13 protein-coding genes are annotated in these 20853 nt (G+C 54.0%); 7 read left to right on the top strand and 6 right to left on the bottom strand.

Annotation, left to right across the window (positions count from 1 at the left end; translation table 11 throughout):
* The first annotated feature begins 45 nt into the window (after nt 1–45).
* Nucleotides 46–342, top strand: a complete 297-nt coding sequence (locus VHE34_RS28175) for a hypothetical protein (protein WP_325594321.1) — start codon at nt 46–48, stop codon at nt 340–342.
* Here VHE34_RS28175 and VHE34_RS28170 read toward each other — a convergent pair.
* Both VHE34_RS28170 and VHE34_RS28165 read right to left on the bottom strand, forming a co-directional pair.
* A complete protein-coding gene (locus tag VHE34_RS28170) occupies nt 320–1003 on the bottom strand; it encodes a peptidoglycan DD-metalloendopeptidase family protein (RefSeq protein WP_325594319.1) in 684 nt (227 codons plus the stop codon). The two genes, VHE34_RS28175 and VHE34_RS28170, sit on opposite strands and share 23 nt — an antisense overlap.
* Nucleotides 990–3860 carry a leucine--tRNA ligase gene (locus VHE34_RS28165; protein ID WP_325594317.1) on the bottom strand — a complete coding sequence of 957 codons (2871 nt, stop codon included), beginning with the start codon at nt 3858–3860 and terminating at the stop codon, nt 990–992. The genes VHE34_RS28170 and VHE34_RS28165 overlap by 14 nt, the downstream gene beginning before the upstream one ends.
* A 226-nt stretch (nt 3861–4086) precedes the next feature.
* Between VHE34_RS28165 and VHE34_RS28160 the strand changes: the two genes are divergently transcribed.
* From VHE34_RS28160 to VHE34_RS28140, 5 genes are all read left to right on the top strand, one after another.
* Nucleotides 4087–4959, top strand: a complete 873-nt coding sequence (locus VHE34_RS28160; protein WP_325594315.1) for a cell division protein FtsX — start codon at nt 4087–4089, stop codon at nt 4957–4959.
* Nucleotides 4960–5087: 128 nt separating this feature from the next.
* Entirely contained in the window at nt 5088–5402 is a 315-nt protein-coding gene (locus VHE34_RS28155; protein WP_325594313.1) for a DUF3098 domain-containing protein, read from the top strand.
* Nucleotides 5403–5408: 6 nt separating this feature from the next.
* Nucleotides 5409–6203: an undecaprenyl-diphosphate phosphatase gene (locus VHE34_RS28150; RefSeq protein WP_325594311.1), complete on the top strand. Its 795-nt coding sequence runs from the start codon at nt 5409–5411 to the stop codon at nt 6201–6203.
* Nucleotides 6200–7669, top strand: a complete 1470-nt coding sequence (locus tag VHE34_RS28145; protein WP_325594309.1) for an MFS transporter — start codon at nt 6200–6202, stop codon at nt 7667–7669. Before VHE34_RS28150 ends, VHE34_RS28145 begins: the two co-directional genes overlap by 4 nt.
* 9 nt (nt 7670–7678) lie before the next feature.
* On the top strand, nt 7679–8551 hold the full coding sequence (locus VHE34_RS28140) for an MBL fold metallo-hydrolase (RefSeq protein WP_325594307.1): 873 nt from the start codon (nt 7679–7681) through the stop codon (nt 8549–8551).
* 43 nt (nt 8552–8594) lie between these two features.
* Here the strand turns inward: VHE34_RS28140 and VHE34_RS28135 are convergent, their stop codons facing one another.
* Both VHE34_RS28135 and VHE34_RS28130 read right to left on the bottom strand, forming a co-directional pair.
* The gene (locus tag VHE34_RS28135) at nt 8595–9746 is read right to left on the bottom strand and encodes a hypothetical protein (protein ID WP_325594305.1); all 1152 of its coding nucleotides are present in this window, start codon (nt 9744–9746) and stop codon (nt 8595–8597) included.
* A gap of 20 nt (nt 9747–9766) precedes the next feature.
* Nucleotides 9767–10894: a hypothetical protein gene (locus VHE34_RS28130; protein ID WP_325594303.1), complete on the bottom strand. Its 1128-nt coding sequence runs from the start codon at nt 10892–10894 to the stop codon at nt 9767–9769.
* 236 nt (nt 10895–11130) lie between these two features.
* On the opposite strand from VHE34_RS28130, the gene VHE34_RS28125 reads away from it, so the two are divergent.
* Nucleotides 11131–11775: a hypothetical protein gene (locus tag VHE34_RS28125; protein ID WP_325594301.1), complete on the top strand. Its 645-nt coding sequence runs from the start codon at nt 11131–11133 to the stop codon at nt 11773–11775.
* Here the strand turns inward: VHE34_RS28125 and VHE34_RS28120 are convergent.
* Nucleotides 11772–12050 carry a hypothetical protein gene (locus VHE34_RS28120; protein WP_325594299.1) on the bottom strand — a complete coding sequence of 93 codons (279 nt, stop codon included), beginning with the start codon at nt 12048–12050 and terminating at the stop codon, nt 11772–11774. The two genes, VHE34_RS28125 and VHE34_RS28120, sit on opposite strands and share 4 nt — an antisense overlap.
* Nucleotides 12043–20844 carry an RHS repeat-associated core domain-containing protein gene (locus tag VHE34_RS28115; RefSeq protein ID WP_325594297.1) on the bottom strand — a complete coding sequence of 2934 codons (8802 nt, stop codon included), beginning with the start codon at nt 20842–20844 and terminating at the stop codon, nt 12043–12045. Before VHE34_RS28115 ends, VHE34_RS28120 begins: the two co-directional genes overlap by 8 nt.
* Between the last annotated feature and the right edge of the window lie 9 nt (nt 20845–20853).

Below are 20853 nucleotides of genomic sequence, written 5' to 3'. Positions count from 1 at the left end.
ATGCCCCCCGCTATCGGGAAAAACGGTTACGCAAAACGGAACAAGATGAAACTCGAAGCATTCAAATCAAGTATGAGTGGTGATATACCGCCGATGGATATCCCATCTACCCTGGCGGCGCTATGGTATGCCGGTAAGGGCGACTGGGAACGAGCGCACAATATTGCGCAGGATATTCCTACCCGGGAGGGTTCCTGGGTGCATGCTTACCTTCATCGGGTGGAGGGGGATCGGGGGAATGCCAACTATTGGTACAACAGGGCGGGAAGGTCGATGCCGGCTTCGACGTTGGAGGAGGAATGGGAAGCGATCGTAAAGGCTATGCTTGCATCTGCAGGATGAGATCGGGGTCGGGACAGTTGGCCAGCCACTGCTGCCGTTCGGAGAACCGGCAGACGCCGGGGTAGTCGCCCTTCCAATCCTGCATGTCTTTTATCAATTGGAAGTGCAGATGGGGTGGCCAGTTGCCGTTCTCGAAGCGCATGCCGAATTCGGCGATGACCTCGCCTTTGGAGACGCGTTGGTGTTCGTATAGATTCTTTATAGAGTTGAGACTTAGATGGCCATATAGCGTATGGAAGGCTTCGCCTTCGAGGTGATGAGTAAGGATGAGTGTTGCGCCGTAGTCGCTGTCGTTGTTATTAAAGGCGAAGCTATGAACGAAGCCGTCGAGCGGGGCCATCACTTTTGTGCCGGCGGGCCCCCAGATATCGATGCCGAGATGGAGGCGGCGGGGCTCTTCGCCCTGATCAAAGTGCTTGCTGCGGGCATAGAGAGTTCGGTGTTCGCCATAGCCGCCGATGCCGTAGCGGGCCTGGTGGGCTTTTAGTGTGCTGGTGATGTATGCGGCGAGACGTTCGGTATCGGCGATCTCGTCGGGCGAGAGGGCCGTGTTGTTCCCGGTAAAATCGAAGGGGTACAGCTTGTCCCTGCCGGGGTCAAAGGGCACTACCCGGTGGAAATCCGCCCGGTGTCGTTGCAATATCTCTTTACACGACGACATTGATCATCTTGTTCTTTACATACACCACCTTCTTCGGCTTATTGCCTTCGAGCCATTTCTGGACGATCTCGTCGGCCAGCACGATGTCCTCGACCTGCTGCTGGGTAGCGTCGAGGGCGATATTGAGCTCGTGGCGGGTCTTGCCGTTGATCGCGATCGGGTAGTTCTTTGTCGATTCGACGAGGTACTTTTCTTCGACCGCGGGATAGAGCGCATCGAGGACGGAGCCGGCGTTGCCGAGCAGGTGCCAAATCTCTTCGGCGAAGTGTGGGGCATAGGGGGTGATCGCAATCACCAGCTTTTCCAGCACTTCTTTTTTATGGCATTTCAGATCGGTGAGCTCGTTGACGCCGATCATCAGGGCACTGACGCCGGTGTTGAAGGAGAAGCGATCGGTCGCTTCTTCCACCTTTTTGATCGTCCGGTACAGCACCTTCCATTCCGCATCGGTGGCTTTTTGCGTCGTCCAGACCTTGCCTTTCACTTCATCGAAGAAGAGGCGCCAGAATTTGCGGATGAACCGGTGTACCCCTTCGATGCCTTTGATGTCCCAGGGTTTGCTTTGTTCGACGGGGCCGAGGAACATCTCGTACATACGGAAGGTGTCCGCGCCGTATTTACTGACGAGGTCGTTGGGGTTGACGGTGTTATATAGCCGCTTGCTCATCTTTTCCACTTCCTGGCCGCAGATGTATTTTCCTTCTTCGAGGATGAATTCTGCGTCGGCATATTCCGACCGCCATTTGCGGAAGGCCTCGGTATCGAGCTCGAGACCGTCGACGATGTTGACGTCGACGTGCAGGGGGGTGACGGCTACTTCGCCGAGGGCGATATTGGGATCTTCGAAAATGTCTTTTACCGCCGATTCGACCAGGTCATGAAATTCCGGGGTTCCCTGCATGGCGGCGATGCCGCCGGAGACGAAAACGGGGGTCTTTCGCGCGAGTTGTTCGAGGAGGTCGGAACCCTTGACTTCGAGCCGGTAGACAAAGCGGCTGCTGCCCTGGATCATCCCCTGGTTGACGAGGCGTTTGAAGGGTTCGTCGTGGCTGATCCAGCCGCGGTCGAACAGGAATTTGGTCCACATCCGGCTATAGAGGAGGTGGCCGACGGCATGTTCGGTTCCACCGATGTACAGGTCCACCTGGCCCCAGTAGTCGGAAGCGGCGCGGCTGCAGAAGGTCTCGGTATTGTGCGGGTCCATATACCGCAGGAAATACCAGCTGCTGCCGGCATAGCCGGGCATGGTGTTGGTCTCGAGGCGCCGGGCCGTCCAGGCGGGGACATTGGCGAGCGGACCTTCGCCCTCGGGGCCGGGTCCGTATTTCTCGACATGTGGCAGCTCGAGCGGCAGTGCCGATTCCGGCAGGGCTTCGGCGATACCGTCCTTCCAGGTGATGGGGAAGGGCTCGCCCCAATACCGCTGGCGGCTGAAGGCGGCGTCCCGCATCCGGAAATTGACCTTGCGGGTACCGATGCCTTTGTCTTCCAGTTTCTTTATCGCGATGACGATCGCATCCTTCATGACGAGGCCGTCGAGGAAATCACTGTTTTGCAACACCGCTTCCTTTGTCGGGTTGGCTTCTTCCCCATTGAAGGCGTCGCCGATGATATTCGTAATCGGCAGGTCGAAATGACGGGCGAATTTAAAGTCGCGTTCATCGCCGCAGGGCACGGCCATGATGGCGCCGGTGCCATAGCCGGCCAGCACGTATTCGGATGTCCAGATGGGGATCTGCAAGCCGCTGAAGGGGTGGATGGCGTAGGCCCCGGTAAAGCAGCCGGTGATCTTCTTCTCGGCCATCCGTTCGCGTTCACTGCGGCTTTTCACATAGGTTAGATATTCCTCTACGGGAGCGCGCTGTCCGTCACTCGTGACGGCTTCGACGAGCTCGTGCTCCGGGGCGATGACCATGAAGTCGACGCCGAAGAGCGTATCGGGACGGGTGGTATAGACGCGAAGCTTCTTGCCGGGATGATTGAGAATCTCGAAATCGATCTCGGCGCCGAAGCTTTTGCCGATCCAGTTGGACTGCATCTCCTTCATGGCGTCGCTGAAGTCCACGGTTGCGAGGCCTTCGAGCAGGCGGTCGGCGTAGTCGGTGATCCGGAGATACCATTGCCGCAGCTTTTTCTTGACGACGGGATGTCCCCCGCGTTCGCTGACGCCATTGATGACCTCGTCATTGGCGAGGACGGTGCCGAGAGCCTCGCACCAGTTGACCTCGCCATAGCCGCAATAGGCGAGGCGATAGTTCATAAGGATGTCCTGTTGACGGCGACGGTCGAAGCCGTTCCATTCCGCCGCGGTGAACCGGATGGTCGCGTCGCCGGGACATTGATGACGGGCGTTGCCATCCTTCTCAAAGTATCTCACCAACCATTCGATAGGAACCGCTTTTCCCTGGTGCCTGTCGTACCAACTATCGAACAGCTGCAAGAAGATCCATTGGGTCCATTTATAATATTCCGGGTCAGAGGTCTTTACCTCGCGGGACCAGTCGAAGCTAAAGGCGATGTTGTCCATCTGCCGGCGGAAATTGGCGATATTGTCGGCGGTGGAGACGGCGGGGTGGATGCCATGTTCGATGGCATATTGTTCGGCGGGCAGGCCAAACGCATCATAGCCCATGGGGTGAAGGACATTGTATCCTTTGAGGCGCTTGTACCGGGCAAAGATATCGCTGGCGATATAGCCGAGGGGATGGCCGACGTGGAGGCCGGCGCCGCTGGGGTATGGGAACATGTCCAGCACGTAATATTTCGGCTTTATGGATTCGTTGGAAACTTTATAAGCGCCTTGCTCCGTCCATATCCGCTGCCATTTCTTTTCAATATCGCTGAAGTTGTATTCCATGCTGCTTTGTTGGGAAAACGTTAAAAGAGTGATTTCTATCGAAATAATACTGGCCAACAATCGTTAATCTATTTTACCCCATCGGCCCTGTGGGCCGTTATCGCTAATGATTTGAACGGCCTCCGGCCGTTCGGGGGGGTACCAAAAATACAAAATCGGCCGCGAAAAACCGTTATTTTTGCTGTCAGGCTGACATTGTACTAACCCAATTAAAACTAAGATATCCATGGCTCAACTCGGAAAAGGATCTGCCAAACGCTCGACTCCTTCTTATTTCATGGCAATCGTAGGCGTCAGCCTGGTCTTGTTCCTGTTGGGTTTATTAGGCTGGATCGTCATCAATGCCAACAGGCTGGGTGAGAATATCCGGGAAAATGTGGAAGTACAGATCTATGTCAGGCAGAATCTTTCGCCGAAGGACAGCGCCGCCCTGGTGCAGTTTGTATCCGCCCAGCCTTATGTCCGGAGCTACGAATATATCACCAAGGAGATGGCCCGGAAGCAGTTCGTGGGTACGGGCAATGATGACTTTATGTCGGTGCTGGAGCAGAATCCCCTGCCGGCCTCGGTGGATTTCCGGGTCCGGAGCGAGTATGCGAATGCCGACTCCCTCAATAAGATCAAGGCCGATTTCGCCCAGAATATCGCTGTGGATGAGGTCAAGTACAATAAGAAGCTGGTGAGCAATGTGGACGACTGGATCCGTAAGACCAGCCTGATCCTGCTTATCGTCACGCTGGTGATCTCGATAGCGGTGATCATTCTCATCGACAATACGATCCGGCTGGCGATGTTCAGCAACCGTTTCCTGATCAAGACCATGCAGATGGTCGGCGCCACGCGTTGGTTCATTGCCCGGCCGATGGATCGCCGGGCCATCATCAACGGCGCCATCAGCGGGGTGATCGCTACGGCGGCGATCATCGGGATCATCTTTGCCTCCGAGACGTGGCTACCCGAGATCAAGGCGCTTCGGGACAATATGCTGCTGGCGGCGATGTTTGCGGTGATGATCCTGCTGGGCATCTGCATCTCCTTTATCAGCACGCACCGGAGTGTGGTAAAGTACCTTAAAATGAAGTTAGACGATCTGTACTAGCGCTCGGCCGGGCCACCAGGGAAATATGGCCCGCTCGCGCTAGTGCGCTAATTATTGGCCTTCGGCCAGCCGAACCGTGTTCGGCTTCGGATTTTTCCTATATTGCAGGCCCAAAATCGTCCGTTTTCATGGCAACGACCAAAAAAGAAGCTCCAACGACTCCCAAGTCTACTGCCGCCCGGCCTGCGGCCTCTGCACCGGCGGCCCGCCAGCAAGCTCCCCTGTTCGGGAAGGAGAATTACCGCTGGATGCTGATCGGCCTCGTTCTTATCGCCCTGGGCCTGATCCTAATGGGCGGCGGCAAGAGCAAGGACCCTAATGTATTCAATCCCAAGGAAATATATAGTTTCACCCGGATAACGCTCGCCCCCATCCTGATCCTGGGCGGCTTTGTAGTAGAGATCTTCGCCATTTTCCGAAAGAACACGAAGGAAGGTCAATAAGCGCCAATGACTATTATACAGGCCATTATTCTCGCAGTAGTAGAAGGACTGACGGAGTTTTTACCCATATCCTCTACCGCGCATATGAAGTTTACCAACCCGATCATCGGGGTTGCTGACGACCCGTTCTCGAAGTTTTTCGAGATCGTGATCCAGCTGGCGGCTATCCTGGCTGTGGTCGTGATTTATTATCGGAAATTCTTCGACTTCTCCCGAATCTCCTTTTATATCAAGCTGATCATTGCGCTGATCCCGGCGGTGGTGGTGGGTGTGCTTCTGAAGAAGCATATCGAAGCCGCGCTTGGCAACCTGTATTTCATCGCGGGGGTAATGATCGGCGGCGGTGTTCTTTTTCTCTTCGCCGACAACTGGTTCAGGAATCCCCGGATCGACGACGAGCGGCAGGTGTCCAACAAAAACGCTTTTGTTATCGGGTGCTACCAGATATTGTCGATAGTGCTGCCGGGGTTTAGCCGCAGTGCCGCCACCATCCTGGGCGGTATGAGCCAGAGGCTGACCCGTAAGGCGGCGGCCGAGTTCTCGTTCTTTCTCGCGGTGCCGACGATGCTGGCGGCGTCGGTCAAAGAATTCTGGGATATGCACAAAGAGCATCCCGAAGTCCTGAACCGGGAGCATGCCACGCTGTTGGGACTCAGCAGTCTCGTTTGTTTCTTTGTCGCGATCATCGTCATCCGGTTTTTCATCGGGTTCCTCAAAAAATATGGCTTCAAGCCCTGGGGCTATTACCGGATCATCGTCGGCCTCGTGATGCTGGTGTTACTTTGGAGGGGGATGCTATGACCCGAACGGCGTCCAAACGGGTTATCAACGGTTGGGCCATGTATGACTGGGCCAATTCAGTGTATAACCTGGTGATCACGACGACCTTCTTCCCGATCTATTTCACCAAGGCGACAGCCCATCACTTCCGCAGCGACAGCATTCCCTTTCTCGGTCTGCACATCAACAGCTCTTCCCTGTATAGTTTTGCCCTGGCGGCGGCCTATCTCGTGATCGCGTTGCTGTATCCCGTGCTCACGTCGATCGCGGATACCCGGGGGAACAAGAAGCGGTTCATGCAGTTCTTCTGTTACATGGGCGCGATGGGTTGTAGCGCACTGTTCCTTTTCGACGGCGGTAACGTCGGTCTTGGCGTCCTCTGTTTCATCCTCGCCTCGATGGGCTATGTGGGCAGCCAGGTGTTTTATAACGCTTATCTGCCGGAGATCGCCGCGCCCGAAGACCAGGACCGGGTCAGCGCCAGGGGGTTCTCGTACGGTTATATCGGGAGTGTCTTGATGCAGCTGATCGGGTTTGCGATCGTGATGCTGATGCCCGAGCAACCTTTTCTGAGCCTGCGTCTGAACTTCCTGCTGGTAGGGCTCTGGTGGGCCGGGTTTGCTCAATTCACCTTCGCCGTGTTGCCGAAGGCGGGCCGGGAGATAACGGCAGCAACCAGTGTATTCAAGGTCGGATTTGCCGAGGTCCGTAAGGTCTATGCGGAAGTAAAAAAACTGGCTGTATTGAAGCGCTATCTGCGGGGCTTCTTCTTTTATAGTATTGGGGTTCAAACGGTGATGACCGTAGCCACCCTGTTCGGCAGCGTTCTGCTGAAACTGGATGACACCAAGCTGATCGTCACGATCGTATTGGTCCAGCTCGTGGCCATTCTCGGCGCCACCTGGATGGGCAAGCTTTCGGCCCGGTTTGGAAATATCCGCGTGTTGATGGGCGTTGTCGCCTTTTGGATCCTGATCTGTGTATCGGCCTTTATTACTGCCGGCCAGGCCGAGCATCTGAAGCCGTTTCACGATACCATCGCCGGGCTTCAACAGCAAAAGGAAGACCTGGAGGCGCGCAAGGGACAAATGACAGCCGAGGCTTTCGACTCCGCCGATGCCAATGTGCTGGCGGAATTATCCCGCTGGCGTCATGATCTCGAGCCGCATCAGCAGCCCATTGAATATTCCTTTTACATGCTGGCACTGGGCGTTGGGCTGGTCATGGGCGGCATCCAGTCCCTCAGCCGCAGCACCTATTCCAAGCTGATGCCGCCGACGAAGGACACTGCGTCCTATTTCAGCTATTACGATCTTACCGAAAAGATCGCCATTGTGATCGGGATGTTTACCTTTGGCTTTGTAAGCCAGATGACCGGGACCATGAAGAATGCCATTGTCTTCCTGATCGTCTTTTTTATACTGGGGCTGGTGTTCTTATTCTCGGCGCAAGCCCGGCAGAACCGGGAACCGGCGCCGGCAGTTTAAATTATCTCCATGCAACTTCATACCATTAACACCGGGTTTTTCAAATTGGATGGCGGGGCGATGTTCGGCGTCGTGCCCAAGACCCTTTGGAACAAGGTCAACCCGGCCGATGAGAACAATCTTTGCACCTGGGCCATGCGCTGCCTGCTGATCGAAGAAGGGGGAAAGCTGATATTGGTGGATAACGGGATCGGCGACAAGCAGGATGCGAAATTCTTCAGCCATTATTATCTGCATGGGGAGGACACGCTCGACAAGTCGTTGGCGGCGCTGGGTTATCACCGCAACGATATCACGGATGTTCTCCTTACTCATCTTCATTTCGATCATTGCGGGGGAAGCATTGTGCGGGAAGGTGATCAACTGGTGCCGGCGTTTAAGAATGCGACGTACTGGAGTCATTCGCGGCATTGGAAGTGGGCGACGGAGCCGAACGAGAGGGAAAAGGCTTCTTTCCTGAGGGAGAATATCCTGCCGATCGAGGCGAGTGGGCAACTGCGGTTTGTCGATGCGGGGCGACCGGCGGGACCGGGGGCGCAGCTCGAGACATTGACCGATGTGATCCTTCCCGGGCTTTCCGTCCGCATGGTCAATGGGCACACTGACGCGATGATGTTGCCGCAGCTGAGGTATAAGGGTAAGACGCTTGTATTCGTAGCCGACCTGCTGCCTTCGACGGGTCATTTCCCAACGGCCTGGATCATGGCCTATGACATGTTCCCTCTGACGAGCCTGCAGGAAAAGCGGTCGTTCCTGGAGGAGGCCGCCGCCGGGGGCTATGTGCTGTTTTTCGAGCATGATCCGCGTGTCGAGTGCTGCATTCCGCAGGCGACCGAAAAGGGCATCCGACCGGGGTCAGGCTTTTTACTTAAAGACCTGTAATTCGGCTTAGTCGGCCGACCCTTTCGACTTCGCGCAGGTCAGGCTAGAACGTACCTGCTGCGATCCTTTTCCAGCCGACAGATGTCTTATAGTAAAAATAGTTATCGTCCCACGAGAAGTCGCCGACGTTGCCATTGGTGTCGGAGGTCGAGGTCGGGGTATAGCTGGTCCGCATGCGGAACTGGGAGTAGCCAGTGTTGCCTCTGACATCGATAGCGGAGGTGGCGGTGTCGTGGTTGGCGAGGTAGCCTGTGCCGCCGCCGATCCACCAGCGATTGGTCATCGTATGGACGGTCATTCCCGATGCCTGGCTGTTGCCGGTGGCGAAGATGATATTGCCGGGTGTGCCGGCGCCGGTGCCGCGGCCGCCGTTGATCTGGAAGTTCCAGGCAGATCTGTCCGGGACTAAGCCGACAGCCCCACCCACTCCGATGCCGTTGTAGCCTCCGTTGATCGATGCGACGCCTTGCCCGTTGACGACGAAGACCGGGTTGTAGCTCCCATCGGTCACCGACGCGAGTTTATTCGGCGAAGTACCGCCTAAGCTGATCGACCCCGCGGGAACATTTCCCATGTCCGTTTTGTTTACCCCGACCGCTCCATAAACGTCACCCAATGCAAGATAAGCAGCGGCCGTATTATTCGAATTGGGGCCATATGTGCCATTGACATACAGGCTTAAGTCATGTCCGTCCGTACTGGCTACCCGGCAAGCGGTGGCGATCCATGCCGTGCCCCCTACATCCAAGGTGACGGGAAATGGATGATTCACGTTCCCGATGTGAAAGACCCCAAATGTGTCGAGAACCATCGTTTTGCCACGATTGACGTAGAATTCGACATTATTTTTATCGGAAGTCCCGAAGGTCCCGGTTGTACCGAAGCTATTGAGGCCTTGTACCCAGGCGTTCTTATTCAGCTTCGGGGAGCCGACTTTCAGGGTGTCTAATCCGATCAGGTAGGTGCTATCGTTGACGCTGGTCACGGGTCGTTTGAAGATGGTGCGGCCGCGGCCGGTGTTATATAAGAAGCCGCCGGTGACGGTCTGGGTGTGGTTCTCTATTATTAGTTCATTGCTGTCGCAGCCGGTGAGCTTGGTGCTGTCGGCGGGGATGGTGTAGACCTTTGGGGGCGTTTGGGCGTTAGCGGTGAGCGTGACGCAAGCCAGCAGAGAGAGGACATAAAGGAATTTCATGTTATGATTTTGAAGGGGGTCTAGAATGTAGTTAAGGCCGATCGCTTCCATCCATCGGGCGTTTTGATGTAGAAATAGTTTCCGTCCCAGGAAAAGTCACCGACGTTTCCGTGCGTATCAGATGAAGTGGTCGGCGTGTAGGTTATGCGCATGCGGAACTGCGAGTAGCCGTTGGGGCCGGTCAGATCTATCGCCGAAGTTGGTGCAGAGCTGTTGGTAAAAAACCCGGAGCCGCCCTTGATCCGCCAACGTTCATACATGGAATGGACGCTGGTGCCGGACGATGCAGAATCGCCGGTTTGCAATACAATATCGCCTGGAACTCCGTTTCCGGTTCCGCGACAGCCATTGATATCAAAGTCGAACGCGTTGGAATTGGTCCCCCCAACGGAGCCTCCCTGTGAAATTCCGGAATAGCCGCCGTTGATAACGGCAGCGCCATAGCCTTTTACGACGAACACGGGGTTGGCCGCGTAGTCCACAAGCGTCGTCTGCATATTCGGGCTCGAGCCGCCGATCAGGAACGAGCCGGCAGGGATGGTACCTACCTGGCCCATGTTGACGGTGGCATAGGCGTAGACGGAACCGATAATGAGTCCCGAAGCGCCGACGGTATTTCCATATAGGAAGTTATAGGTCGACAACCTGTTGTCGAAGCCGTTGTTCAGTGTTACGACAAGCTGGTCGGATGTGATCCGGGTTTCGCCGACGACGTCCAGTTTGTAGCGGCTGCTGACGTTGGTGCCGAGCAGGAAATTGCCGAGATTGTCCAGGCGGGCGACGGGTTGATTGTTTGTATAAAAATCGAGATGATTATTATCCAGTGTTCCCAGGACGCCCGTCGTGCCGAAGCGGTTGCCGCCCTGCAGCCAGGCGTTGGGGTAGCGTACTTTCAGGGTGTCCTGGCCGACGAGGTAGAAGGTGTCGCTGATCTTTGTCAGCGGGCGTTTGAAAATGGTGCGGCCGCGGCCGGTGTTCCAGAGGAAGCCGGGGATAGCTTGGGTGTGGTTCTCTATTATTAATTCGTTGCTGTCGCAGCCGGTGAGCTTGGTGCTGTCGGCGGGGATGGTGTAGACTTTGGGCGGGGATTGGGCGAAGGCGGAGAGCGCGAGGAATAGTACTGGAATCAGGATAAAGGGGAGTTTCATGTTATAGTTTTTTGGCAGTTGTTAAAAAGTTGACACTATCTCTCGTACTTGGGGCCCATTTTTTACCTTGGAGTTTATCCCGTTCTCACACAGTACATCGGATCGAAAGTATACGGCTCCGCCGATTCGTTTTAACTTGAGGAAACTGGTCTCGCGCCTGGATAAAATACTGAAATTCATATATTTTTCTAAATTTGTACTTTCCTGAGTCCGCCCCACTAAAATTAACTTGCAGCATGACCAAAGCAGAAATTATAAGTCAATTAACTTCCAATAAATCATCAGACAGACGTAGAGCCGCCAAGGAAATCGGCAAACAAAAACTAATAGACGTCGCCGAACAGCTTTTTGACGCTTTCATTGAGGAAATAAAGGATTTAAGGACATGGGAAACACAGTATCATATGATTTTATCTCTCGGGTTAATTGACTACAAACTTGCTTCAAAATATATCGATCCGATTGTGTATAAAAATAAGTCGCATGATATGATTACTTATGCCGCAGCACAAACGCATGTCAGATTAAAACGAATATCGCCAAGCGACGCCAAACCCATAATCGAGTTACTCCGATTTGGTGGGCTATCCCTAGTAGATGGTGCCCTGACTCCTCTAGCCTATGACAAAATGCAGCCATGCGATGACGAAATATTGGAATTAATTACGTTAAGCTGGAATCTCCATCAACACAGGGATAGGCTTGGTAATGAGCAAGCATATTGCGATCCAAGGTATGGCCTAGTTGCCGCTTGCGCCGGCTGGAATATCGAGTTAACGTCCAAATTCCTTCGTCACTGTATTGACACATCCGAAACTGATAAAGCAATTAGGAGTATTGCCGAAAATTCACTCCGCTCAAAATATAGCAAACTACGCTAGTTCTTTGATATCAAATTCCATGGTCGGCTAATGTCGTCACGGACCGCAGCAAACTGCAATGGCAAATCCGCAACTTCCAAGACGCTTGGATCGATTGCTATGATTTGCTGCAATGAAACGACTCTCACATCCGATTCAGATATCGTCTCTTTGCTCCAAAATTCCCACGAGCCGTCTTCATGATGTGCAATATATACAATGGGAGAAGACCCGCTTAATACATAGTCACTTGTAAATACCGCAGTATTTAGATTTTCTTTGAATTTTTTACTCATTTTTGACTTTTCTACGTTGTGTTTCTTTTTCTAAATTTTGCTTTTTTGAAATCACTCTTTGATTGCTATTACTATTTGATCCGCCATTTACGCGCTCTGTTTTATGGTCGACCTCAGCCTGATTCATATTGGCTTTTTGTCCCTTTGCAACGTTTGTCGGAGGATCCAAAATCGTTCCATCAATATCACTTCTCAAGTAGCCTCCATTCATTTTTCTATTATAGTCCAGAATTCTCTGCCTCTGAGCTACAGTCGTCTCCAGTCCCGGTCCTACTTTCCGAGGTTCCGGTAATTTTGAATAATCAACAGGACCATTCCAAGCAGGAATATCGCTTTTCGATACCGTAGCTGTGTTGGCCTTGTCGGCCTCGGATAATCCGCCATGTACAGCTTTCGTAGCCTTATTAGTCACTTCCTCCGTGGGTGAAGTTGTCTTTGGAGTCTTCGCACGACCCGTTCCGGCTGGTTCGATTTGCTCTCTCAAGCTCCTATGGGCTGCGAATCCAGACGCCAAACCTTGCCTAAACTCGTTAACAGCCGTATGGGTATCGATTGCATCTTGCACCGCATCTACGACATCGTCTAAACTAAGTTTAGTTGGATCACTGTTAACTTCAACAGTTACGTGTTCTTTTGCCGGGAATGCAAAAACCTCTGTAGTAACGTAGGTATCCCAAGAGTAAGTGACATCATATTCCTGGTACGGATTCTTAACATTCGCATATTCGGAATAAATATTTCCCTGTCCATCCCAATACTGACGTACTACCATCCTGGCAGTGATATCTTCCATGCTGGATAGGGAGAGGGCTGGTTTTCCTTTATCAAATGTTAAGGTGTAGTGATATTTTTCCAATCCATCCCGATCAATGTGGGAAATCGGGCTATTGCTACCAAATTGATAAGGCGTTAATTCTGGATATTGGGCTTGCAGCGGATCAATACTTTGAAATTTCGCTATTCTCGGATCATAGACTCTCATTCCATAGTCAATCTGATTCCCCGCCCCCTTCACATCATTATCGTTCTCCTTTCCGTTAAACCCAAATCGATAATTTCTCGCACTCGGGTCCGGCCATGACCTGGCATACTGCATCATCCCAAAGGGATAGTAATCACTTGCGCTGACAACTGTTGAATTATAATACGCCACCGTACTATCATCCACAGAGACTCCATATCGCTTGTCGGAGATCGTCGCGAGTACATTGCCGAGGTGGTTGGTCAATTCAAAGAGCTTGCTACCCCGAGTAAAGATAAGGCTATCCCCCGATTTAGGGAAGGAACTGTGCACTGTCGAGTCGAGGTTGACAACGTTGACGGTGCGGTTCCAGACACCCAGCCGGCTGCCGCCGTACACGTCGAGCTCGGTCTGTGCCAGGCCGCCGCCGTTGACGGCAGCGTCACCGCTCGTGTAAACGCTTAGGATATTACCCTGCCCATCGCGAACATACCAGGTGGTGGTGCTGTCACCGCCGTGCGATACGGTTTTGCTGATCCGATTGCCGGCGGGGTCGTAAGTATATCTTATTGTCGTATCGACCGGCTTGGTGATCATGGCGATCTTGCCATAGACCGTCCAGGTGATATTGGAGATGTTCGATGCGGCATCGCCGATCAATTCGCCGATGGAGTCGTATTTATAGTTACCTGAACTTTGGCTCGCGAGGTCCCCTATACCTGTGGCACCTGCGGTGTCATAGATATGATCCAGCTGATTGGTCCCGGGGATGTAGTTGTACTGCAACTTATCCATCTGGTTGCCGCCGCCGCCCGCAGGCGTCTCGCGATTTCGGTGATAAGTCAGGATATTCCCATTGGCGTCATAGCTGACATTCTCGTGGAAATCGGTTGTCGCGGTGAGGGCGTTCCAGGCTGTGGATGTCCGGTTCCATGCGTCCATATTGGTCAACCGGTTCAGCTGATCGTACTGGTAATTATAGAGCAGGGGCGCGTTCAGCTTCTTGATGTTGACGCCCATGCTGCTGATATTGCCATTGTAGAGGGGGGCATAGGCTGCGCCCAGCGTGGTGCTGACGCCATTGTCGGGCCCGGCCACATTGCTGATGGGCTTGAAGTCGCCATCGAAGTAGTTCAAGAGCAGACTATAGGCATTGTTGGCGACCACGTTTCCGGCACTGTCGGGACGGAGGGTGAAGCTGCCGCCGGTATAAGGATCCGGGTTGATGGCTTTCAGCCAACCCTGCAGGGTATAGGCATAGTTGACGCCTTGTACCTGCTGCTGGCCGAGGACGGTCCGGGCCAGGGGACCATGCTTGTAATATTGGTAGAACGCATCGTTCTCCCAATTGACGCTGTCCGTACTGCTCTGCACATTGGTGATGCGATTTTCCGCATCATACTGGTAGCTGTGATAGAAGGCATCGGCATAACCGCCCTGGTAGCTCACCTGGTTGACCTTCCCACTCACCAGATCGAAGTCATAGACGATCTTCTTAAAGCGGTTGCCGGTGGTATTCATCACATTGGCGACGTCGGAATAGAGGTGCCCGTTGCCATAGTCCTGAACCAGGGTGTCGACATTGCCCAGGATATCATAAGTGAAATAAGACGAAGCCGTAGCATTGGGGCTACCATTTGCCAGATCGGCAGCCGTATTGTACAGGCTCGTCCAGGAAACGCGGTTGCGGGTATTGCGTTGACCCAGCTCATTCGAGATCAGGGCATTTGCGACGTCGTAGGTCGTTGTGGTGATCTGGTTGGCGCTCGAAGCGGCGCCGGTCAGCCAGGATGCCAGCGAGCTTTGGCTGCGGGTGATCGCATCGCTGATGGCGGTGCTGCTGGACAACTGGCCAACCTGCACGATCCGGCCGATAGTATCATACTCCGTATAACTGTACTGATTGTTCGGATTCTGCCGCGCATTCTGCGAGACTGCCAGGCGGCCGAGCCGATCATACCAGAACCGGCTGCCACCGCCATCGGGCGTACGCTGGGTGACGACCTGGTTGAGCGTATTATACCGGTAATTGGTCACCAGGGTGTGGTGGGGCACGACGGTCGTACCGGCAGCGCGGGCAGCCGCAACGGATTTAAGCCATACTGTATCCGTCATCTGCTGCACACCTGCCGGCGGCACCGTTTTAAGCAGATTACCGGCCTGGTCATAATAATAGAGGGTATAGTGATATTCCGCCGTACCATGGGTCACCGTAAAGGTCTCATGCCGGTAAGCATTCATACACTTCGCGAGGTAACGCTGCTCGAAGTCGCCGGTGAGCGAATCAGAGTAGTTGCGGAACAGCGAGGTGGCCGTGCTGACGCTGAAGAAGGTGCTGTCGGAGCAGGTAGTTATCTGCGGGATGGCCGGCGCAAGTGCGGGCTGCGACTTGCCGCAAAGCAGCGGGCCGTTGTACACCGTAAAACAGTTGCTGGTGCCCGCGCAGGTTGTGCTGTCGGTGGAATTATTCTGTGGCGTCTCCGTCAACGCAGGCATGGAGTCCAATTGCGAGAGCGAGCTGGCTGTCTCCGGCTGTGTATCGATAACGATATTGGCGGTGTCGAAACCTATACTGGCTGCCGCATCTTTGCAACCGGCTGCACCCACGGTGTCCAGGTTCAGCACCATCGCAGCCCCGCTATTGATGCCAAGGACCGTATAGGTCTTGTTGGCATTTTCAACCACCGAGCCAAGATCCTGCGATCCGTCGATATTGGTTTCCCGGCTCCAGAGCTGATTTCCCAAAGAATCGAATCTCGTCCAGAAGATATGCGGCGTAGTAGCGGTCGCCTGGCCATTCAGCCAGCCACCATCCGGAGTGGGAACTATATTGCCGGAACGGGGAGTCTCAGTACTGCCATTGCCGGGAGGCAGGTGGATCCTGACGGCACGCTGCACAGAGCCATCGTATCCAACTTTCATGTACCCATACCGGGCATATCTGCCACCACCATCATAACTAACATAGTCGCTGATCCGATAGCCGTTGCTGTCGACGGCGATTCCATATATCTGCATGCCATAATCTCCGCCATTCGGGGCAACGGTGCTATCCGTATAACCGAGTTGGCTGAGTACAGCACCCGTTGATCTGCTTAGCTTCACCAGCACTCCATGTACATCACCAAAACCGCTTCTCCACTGACGACCCAGAAAGACAAGCGTATCCTTGTTCTGTGCAACTGCATAGCCATCACCGCTTGAACCTCCATTGATGGATTCTGCCCACTGCAGGGTTCCAAGCGAATCGATCTTCATGCATAACATGGCAGCCGGCCCGGTAAAGGATACTGCGGTCAGATTGTGATCACCCACCAGCGCATATCCGCCGTCGCTTGTTTGAATAATGTCAAAGGCCTGTTCTCCCTGTGAGTCAAACCCATAGGTATTCTGCCAAAGGGTATTCCCTGCGGCATCCGTCTTGACGACCAATACGCGGCCATTGCTGCTCCCTGCAGTGGCTACTGCCGCGCCGGCGGCAATAAACCCGCCATCCGAAGTGACCCTGACCTTCCAGAAATTGGAACCGCCCGGGGAGCTATAGGTTTTCGCCCATTGGACCTGCCCGGTGCTGTTATAGCGCATCAGGTAAGCATTCTGCACTCCGCTGATAGTCTTATAGCCGGCAAGCGCATAACCCCCATCCGCAGTTGCACGGATATCGATCATATTGTCATTGCCGCCGGAAGTAAAGGTCTGCGCGATTACTGTCGGCGCACAGCTGCTGCTCGTCGCCGTATCCGCCGCATGCGCCTTACAGGTATCCATGAACTGCAGATATTCCCAGAATTGCAAGCTGTACCCCAGGCGATTGTTCATGTAATTCTGAAAGAGCCTGTTCTTTGTAGCCTGAGCCGTATCCGTGTCCGAGCTGTCGGAAGGCACGATACCGGGATAGGCGACCTGGAAGGACGCATACAGCGCGTTGATCTGCTGGCAACTCGAACAGGTCTGCCCGGTGTGACATTGCATCATAGGCGGCAGATAGATCGGTTTCGGGTTATTCAGGCAGGAGAGGGTATTGGTCGTATTGCTGCACATGGCCATCAGGGTATTCAGATCGGAATCCGCCATATTTATCATTTGCGTACGGCTGAGGAAGGCGGAGAAGCTGGCATCCCGGTTGGCAGCAAGAAACTGATCATGCAGACCGGTGATGATCGAGCATTCACAATTCGAAGGCCGGCCATATTCCGGCTTGACACTGTATACGGGCTGGTTGTCGTAGGGAAGGGGCGAATTGATCAGTTCGGCATTGCAATGTACCTGGTCGGTTATGCTCTTGCTCAGATTGTATTGGTTGATGATCTGGGTGAAGCTGGTGCAGGACACGCCTTCGAAAGTATAGGTCATGCCGCTGGGCAAGGTGCTGGCGCCATAGGGATGGTCGCCATCGCAGGCCATCCGGCAAAGCGCTTTCAGCGCAGGGATCAGGGTAGCCTTGACATCGTTGGTGTCATAGACCGTACAGGAAGAGGTCAGCTGACTATACCATTGCTGGCCATAGGCATTGACATTGGCGTCATAGAAGAAGTTCAGCGAATCCGTCACCTTTGCCTGGGCATTGCTGGCATCGGTAGGCGAACTGACGCCATTCAGATATTTCAATGGACCATCCGTCTGACCCATCAGGGTTCCCATCTGTGTAAAGGAAGAGGTATGGTTGGCTTGCAGCAGGGTCGACGTCGACGGTTCGGAATTGTATACCCGGGTATTGAATACCGTACAGGGTGACGGCTTGGTAAGCAGGTCGTTGTACACGATATCCTGTTTTGCCTGCAGATACATCTGCCGGAAATTCCGCCAGGCCATGTCCTTGTCGCCATCGCAGAGCGACGTGTTGTCAAAGCCGTATTTATAGGTCCCGTGCACGCGATCGGTCGAGTAGCTTAAAAAGCAGGCCTCATCCGTGCCGCATTTCACCATGGCGACGGCCACTCCCCACATGTTCATGTTCGCAGGATACTTCTGTAAGGTCATATAGGACCCTATCTTCTTTTTCAGGTCGTCGTAGACATGGGGATTATTCGTCGGCAGCGGATCGGCAGGCCCATAGGAGATACCCGTGGCTGCATTGAAATCGGAAAGATTCAACGGATTGACGTACCCCGCCGCGACGGCTGCATCATAGGTATCCACCGACTGCATCTTCCGGTCATAGGAATATCCGCCACTGTCGGTGATCATCACCTGCAGCCGGCAGTAATCCGGGTGATAGGGCAACAGCGCTTCGGCCCAGGACGGTCGGAAATCTGCCACGAACTGCTCCTTTGTCAGGCTGTTTGGAGACAGCATCAACCCGGACTGAACGTCATAGACGCTGTCGGGTTTGCCATTGGCATCCAGATAGCGCACCGCCGGCAATTTGAACACCGGTACATACCCGGTATCGGTTGCCGACGAGCTGCTGGGTTTCAGGTAGAAAATGGAATATTGGTCCTCCGCAGGCCCCCTCGAAGAGTCGGCATATTGACCAAAGGGCGGCGTCATGTCCTGCAGCATCGCCGTGCGGATATCATCGACATCGGTGGAAGTCTGACATACTGCCGAACAGGCCGACAACGCACTGTTGTATGCCGCCGTGGCTTCGGTTTTATAGGTGGTATCCGTTGGCGAAAGGCCAAGTGCGGCATTGTAGCTGGCCAGGAAGGCTGCAAAAGTTCCGACATTGGCCAGGCAGGTCGAACAATCCGCCGTACAGGAGGTCAGCTTGGAGGCGATAACCGACTTCTGCTGGGTCAGCAATTGGCTGAAGCTGGTGCAGGTGTTGTTGGGCATGTAGATGCTGTCCCGGTAATAATTATAGGCATCGGAGTTGACGGTCAATTTCTTGGTCACTACATAACTGCCCTCCGGCAAAAGGACCGTAAACTGGAAGCTCATCGACGGGTTGTCGCAGGAATTAGCCAGGGTTGCCGGTGTAAAATTGTGTTGGCTGACGGTGTATGGCGCTCCGCCCAACAACTGGTTGTTGCAGTTATCGGTGATCGTAATATCCAGGTCGTACCGGCAGGTATAGCAGATATTAGCGTTCTGGCAGTTGGCCTGCTGCAGGCTGTCCGGAAGAAGGCTATAGCTGAAACGGAACGAATCGGCCTGCGAAACCACCAGGGTCTTCTGGCTGATCATGCTCAGTCCACGGACGGAAGCGGTGCCGGAATCTGCAAGCGTTTCGGTGATCGTCTTGACATTCTTCGAGGGCAATGCGGCCATCCCCTGGGGCTGAGCACCGGATAAAGCCGTCGCGATGGTCCGCCCGTGCATATCCACATAGCTGACACTGTACTGTCCGTTTGCATCCCTGACCATGTTCTTGAAGTAATGCGACTTGTCGCCTACCTCGGTACCGAACAAGGCATCCAGCTCGTACTGGTCCGGTGTCCCATAGAAATATTTGGTCTCATGACCGGATCCCAATTGATGATTCCGGCCGACCCCACCCTGCCGGTTGATCCGGCCGGTGTTATCGGGCGTATATTCCGTCTCGGTGAAAGGATAGTTCTCCGCATTGGGGATAAATTGGTTCAACCCCAGGTTGGCCTGCGGATTATTCGGCGAATAATATTGACTCGCCCCGGCAGTGGAGTTCATCGAGTCGGCATGAACCTCACAATAGGGTACCAGTGCCGAGAGGGTATCGAAATTGGACTGGGAATACTCCGGCGAATTGAAGCTGACGTTAAAGCCGGCAGTGTATTTGATGACATTGCTGAGGGTTGGCGCGGGCATGACCTGGATCGAAGGCCGTCCCTGGTAGTCGTAGTACGTTTCTCCGACAATGGTCGTATTCGTCGTATTATCCTTTGTTACCGTCTGCCGGCTTCGCAGGCTGCCGTCATAATATTGCAACACCACCTTCCGCTTTCCTTCTTCGGCAAAACTGATATTGGATTGCCAGTTGAGGGGTCGTTCATGACCGTTAAAGGCGTAGGATCCCATCACCACCGGTGAAGCATCCGAACTCCAGATGGCGGAGGTGACCGATCCGGCCGATCCCATTTTAACAGGCCGGACGCGGATGAACAGGGTCCCATAGTCATCATAGATCAGCGGAATATTATAGGATGTCCCGGAGATGGTTACGCGGGTGGCATTATTGCGGAAGATCAAACCCGGATTATAGTTCGGCGCGGCGCCATAGCGTCCGTCCTTAAGGGCGCTGTCATACACATAGGTCCATTCCAGATCGTACACATCTGCGCCGAGAACGGCATTCCAGCTCACCGGCAACTCATCGGCCGTGTCGGCGATGGTTCCAACCGTGATCGTCCCGATGGTCGATCGGCAGTTGAAGATGAAGTCCGGCCGGGTGCTCAGTTGATTCTCCACCAGCAATACCGACATCGGGTCCCACCCCGTAGCATCCGTCGAATCCGAAATGACTTTCACCGTCACGCGGTGACCCCCCTGGAAAGTATAGGTGTTACGGCTATTATAAGTGCCGATGGAATCGTAGCCGACGGTAAAGCTATGCGTGACCGAATCCGTTGCGCCCGTAGAATCGGTCCAGCTGATGAGCAATTTCACGGTAGCGGTCCAGTGAGTGTGCAAATACCGGGGCAGGGCCTCGTTGATGCTCACCGTGACCGCGTTTTGGACAACATATCCCTTATTCAGCATTCCACTGAGCGATGGGTCGAAGAACGAGGAGTCCACAACCGTAGCCGAGGAGTCCGGCTTTATCTGGTGAAGACTGCCGTCCAGCACCGCGAGTGCCTTTACCTGGCCACCGCCATCCCCGTCGCCGTTACCGGCCTGTACAGTGGCCATGCCCAGGAACAAAAGTGTGCATCCAAAGACTAACCGGGTAATATAGGTCCGCAAAACTTGCATAACTCAGGA

The sequence above is a fragment of the Puia sp. genome (genome assembly GCF_035546395.1).
Taxonomy (GTDB): Bacteria; Bacteroidota; Bacteroidia; order Chitinophagales; family Chitinophagaceae; genus Puia.
The sequence above is the reverse complement of the archived record's forward strand: the minus strand, read 5'-3'. Positions and strand labels throughout refer to the sequence as shown.

Coding starts and splice junctions, on each gene's coding strand:
- VHE34_RS28175 (WP_325594321.1), top strand. CDS start 46: ATGAAACTCGAAGCATTCAAATCAAGTATGAGTGGTGATATACCGCCG.
- VHE34_RS28170 (WP_325594319.1), bottom strand. CDS start 1,003: ATGTCGTCGTGTAAAGAGATATTGCAACGACACCGGGCGGATTTCCAC.
- VHE34_RS28165 (WP_325594317.1), bottom strand. CDS start 3,860: ATGGAATACAACTTCAGCGATATTGAAAAGAAATGGCAGCGGATATGG.
- VHE34_RS28160 (WP_325594315.1), top strand. CDS start 4,087: ATGGCTCAACTCGGAAAAGGATCTGCCAAACGCTCGACTCCTTCTTAT.
- VHE34_RS28155 (WP_325594313.1), top strand. CDS start 5,088: ATGGCAACGACCAAAAAAGAAGCTCCAACGACTCCCAAGTCTACTGCC.
- VHE34_RS28150 (WP_325594311.1), top strand. CDS start 5,409: ATGACTATTATACAGGCCATTATTCTCGCAGTAGTAGAAGGACTGACG.
- VHE34_RS28145 (WP_325594309.1), top strand. CDS start 6,200: ATGACCCGAACGGCGTCCAAACGGGTTATCAACGGTTGGGCCATGTAT.
- VHE34_RS28140 (WP_325594307.1), top strand. CDS start 7,679: ATGCAACTTCATACCATTAACACCGGGTTTTTCAAATTGGATGGCGGG.
- VHE34_RS28135 (WP_325594305.1), bottom strand. CDS start 9,746: ATGAAATTCCTTTATGTCCTCTCTCTGCTGGCTTGCGTCACGCTCACC.
- VHE34_RS28130 (WP_325594303.1), bottom strand. CDS start 10,894: ATGAAACTCCCCTTTATCCTGATTCCAGTACTATTCCTCGCGCTCTCC.
- VHE34_RS28125 (WP_325594301.1), top strand. CDS start 11,131: ATGACCAAAGCAGAAATTATAAGTCAATTAACTTCCAATAAATCATCA.
- VHE34_RS28120 (WP_325594299.1), bottom strand. CDS start 12,050: ATGAGTAAAAAATTCAAAGAAAATCTAAATACTGCGGTATTTACAAGT.
- VHE34_RS28115 (WP_325594297.1), bottom strand. CDS start 20,844: ATGCAAGTTTTGCGGACCTATATTACCCGGTTAGTCTTTGGATGCACA.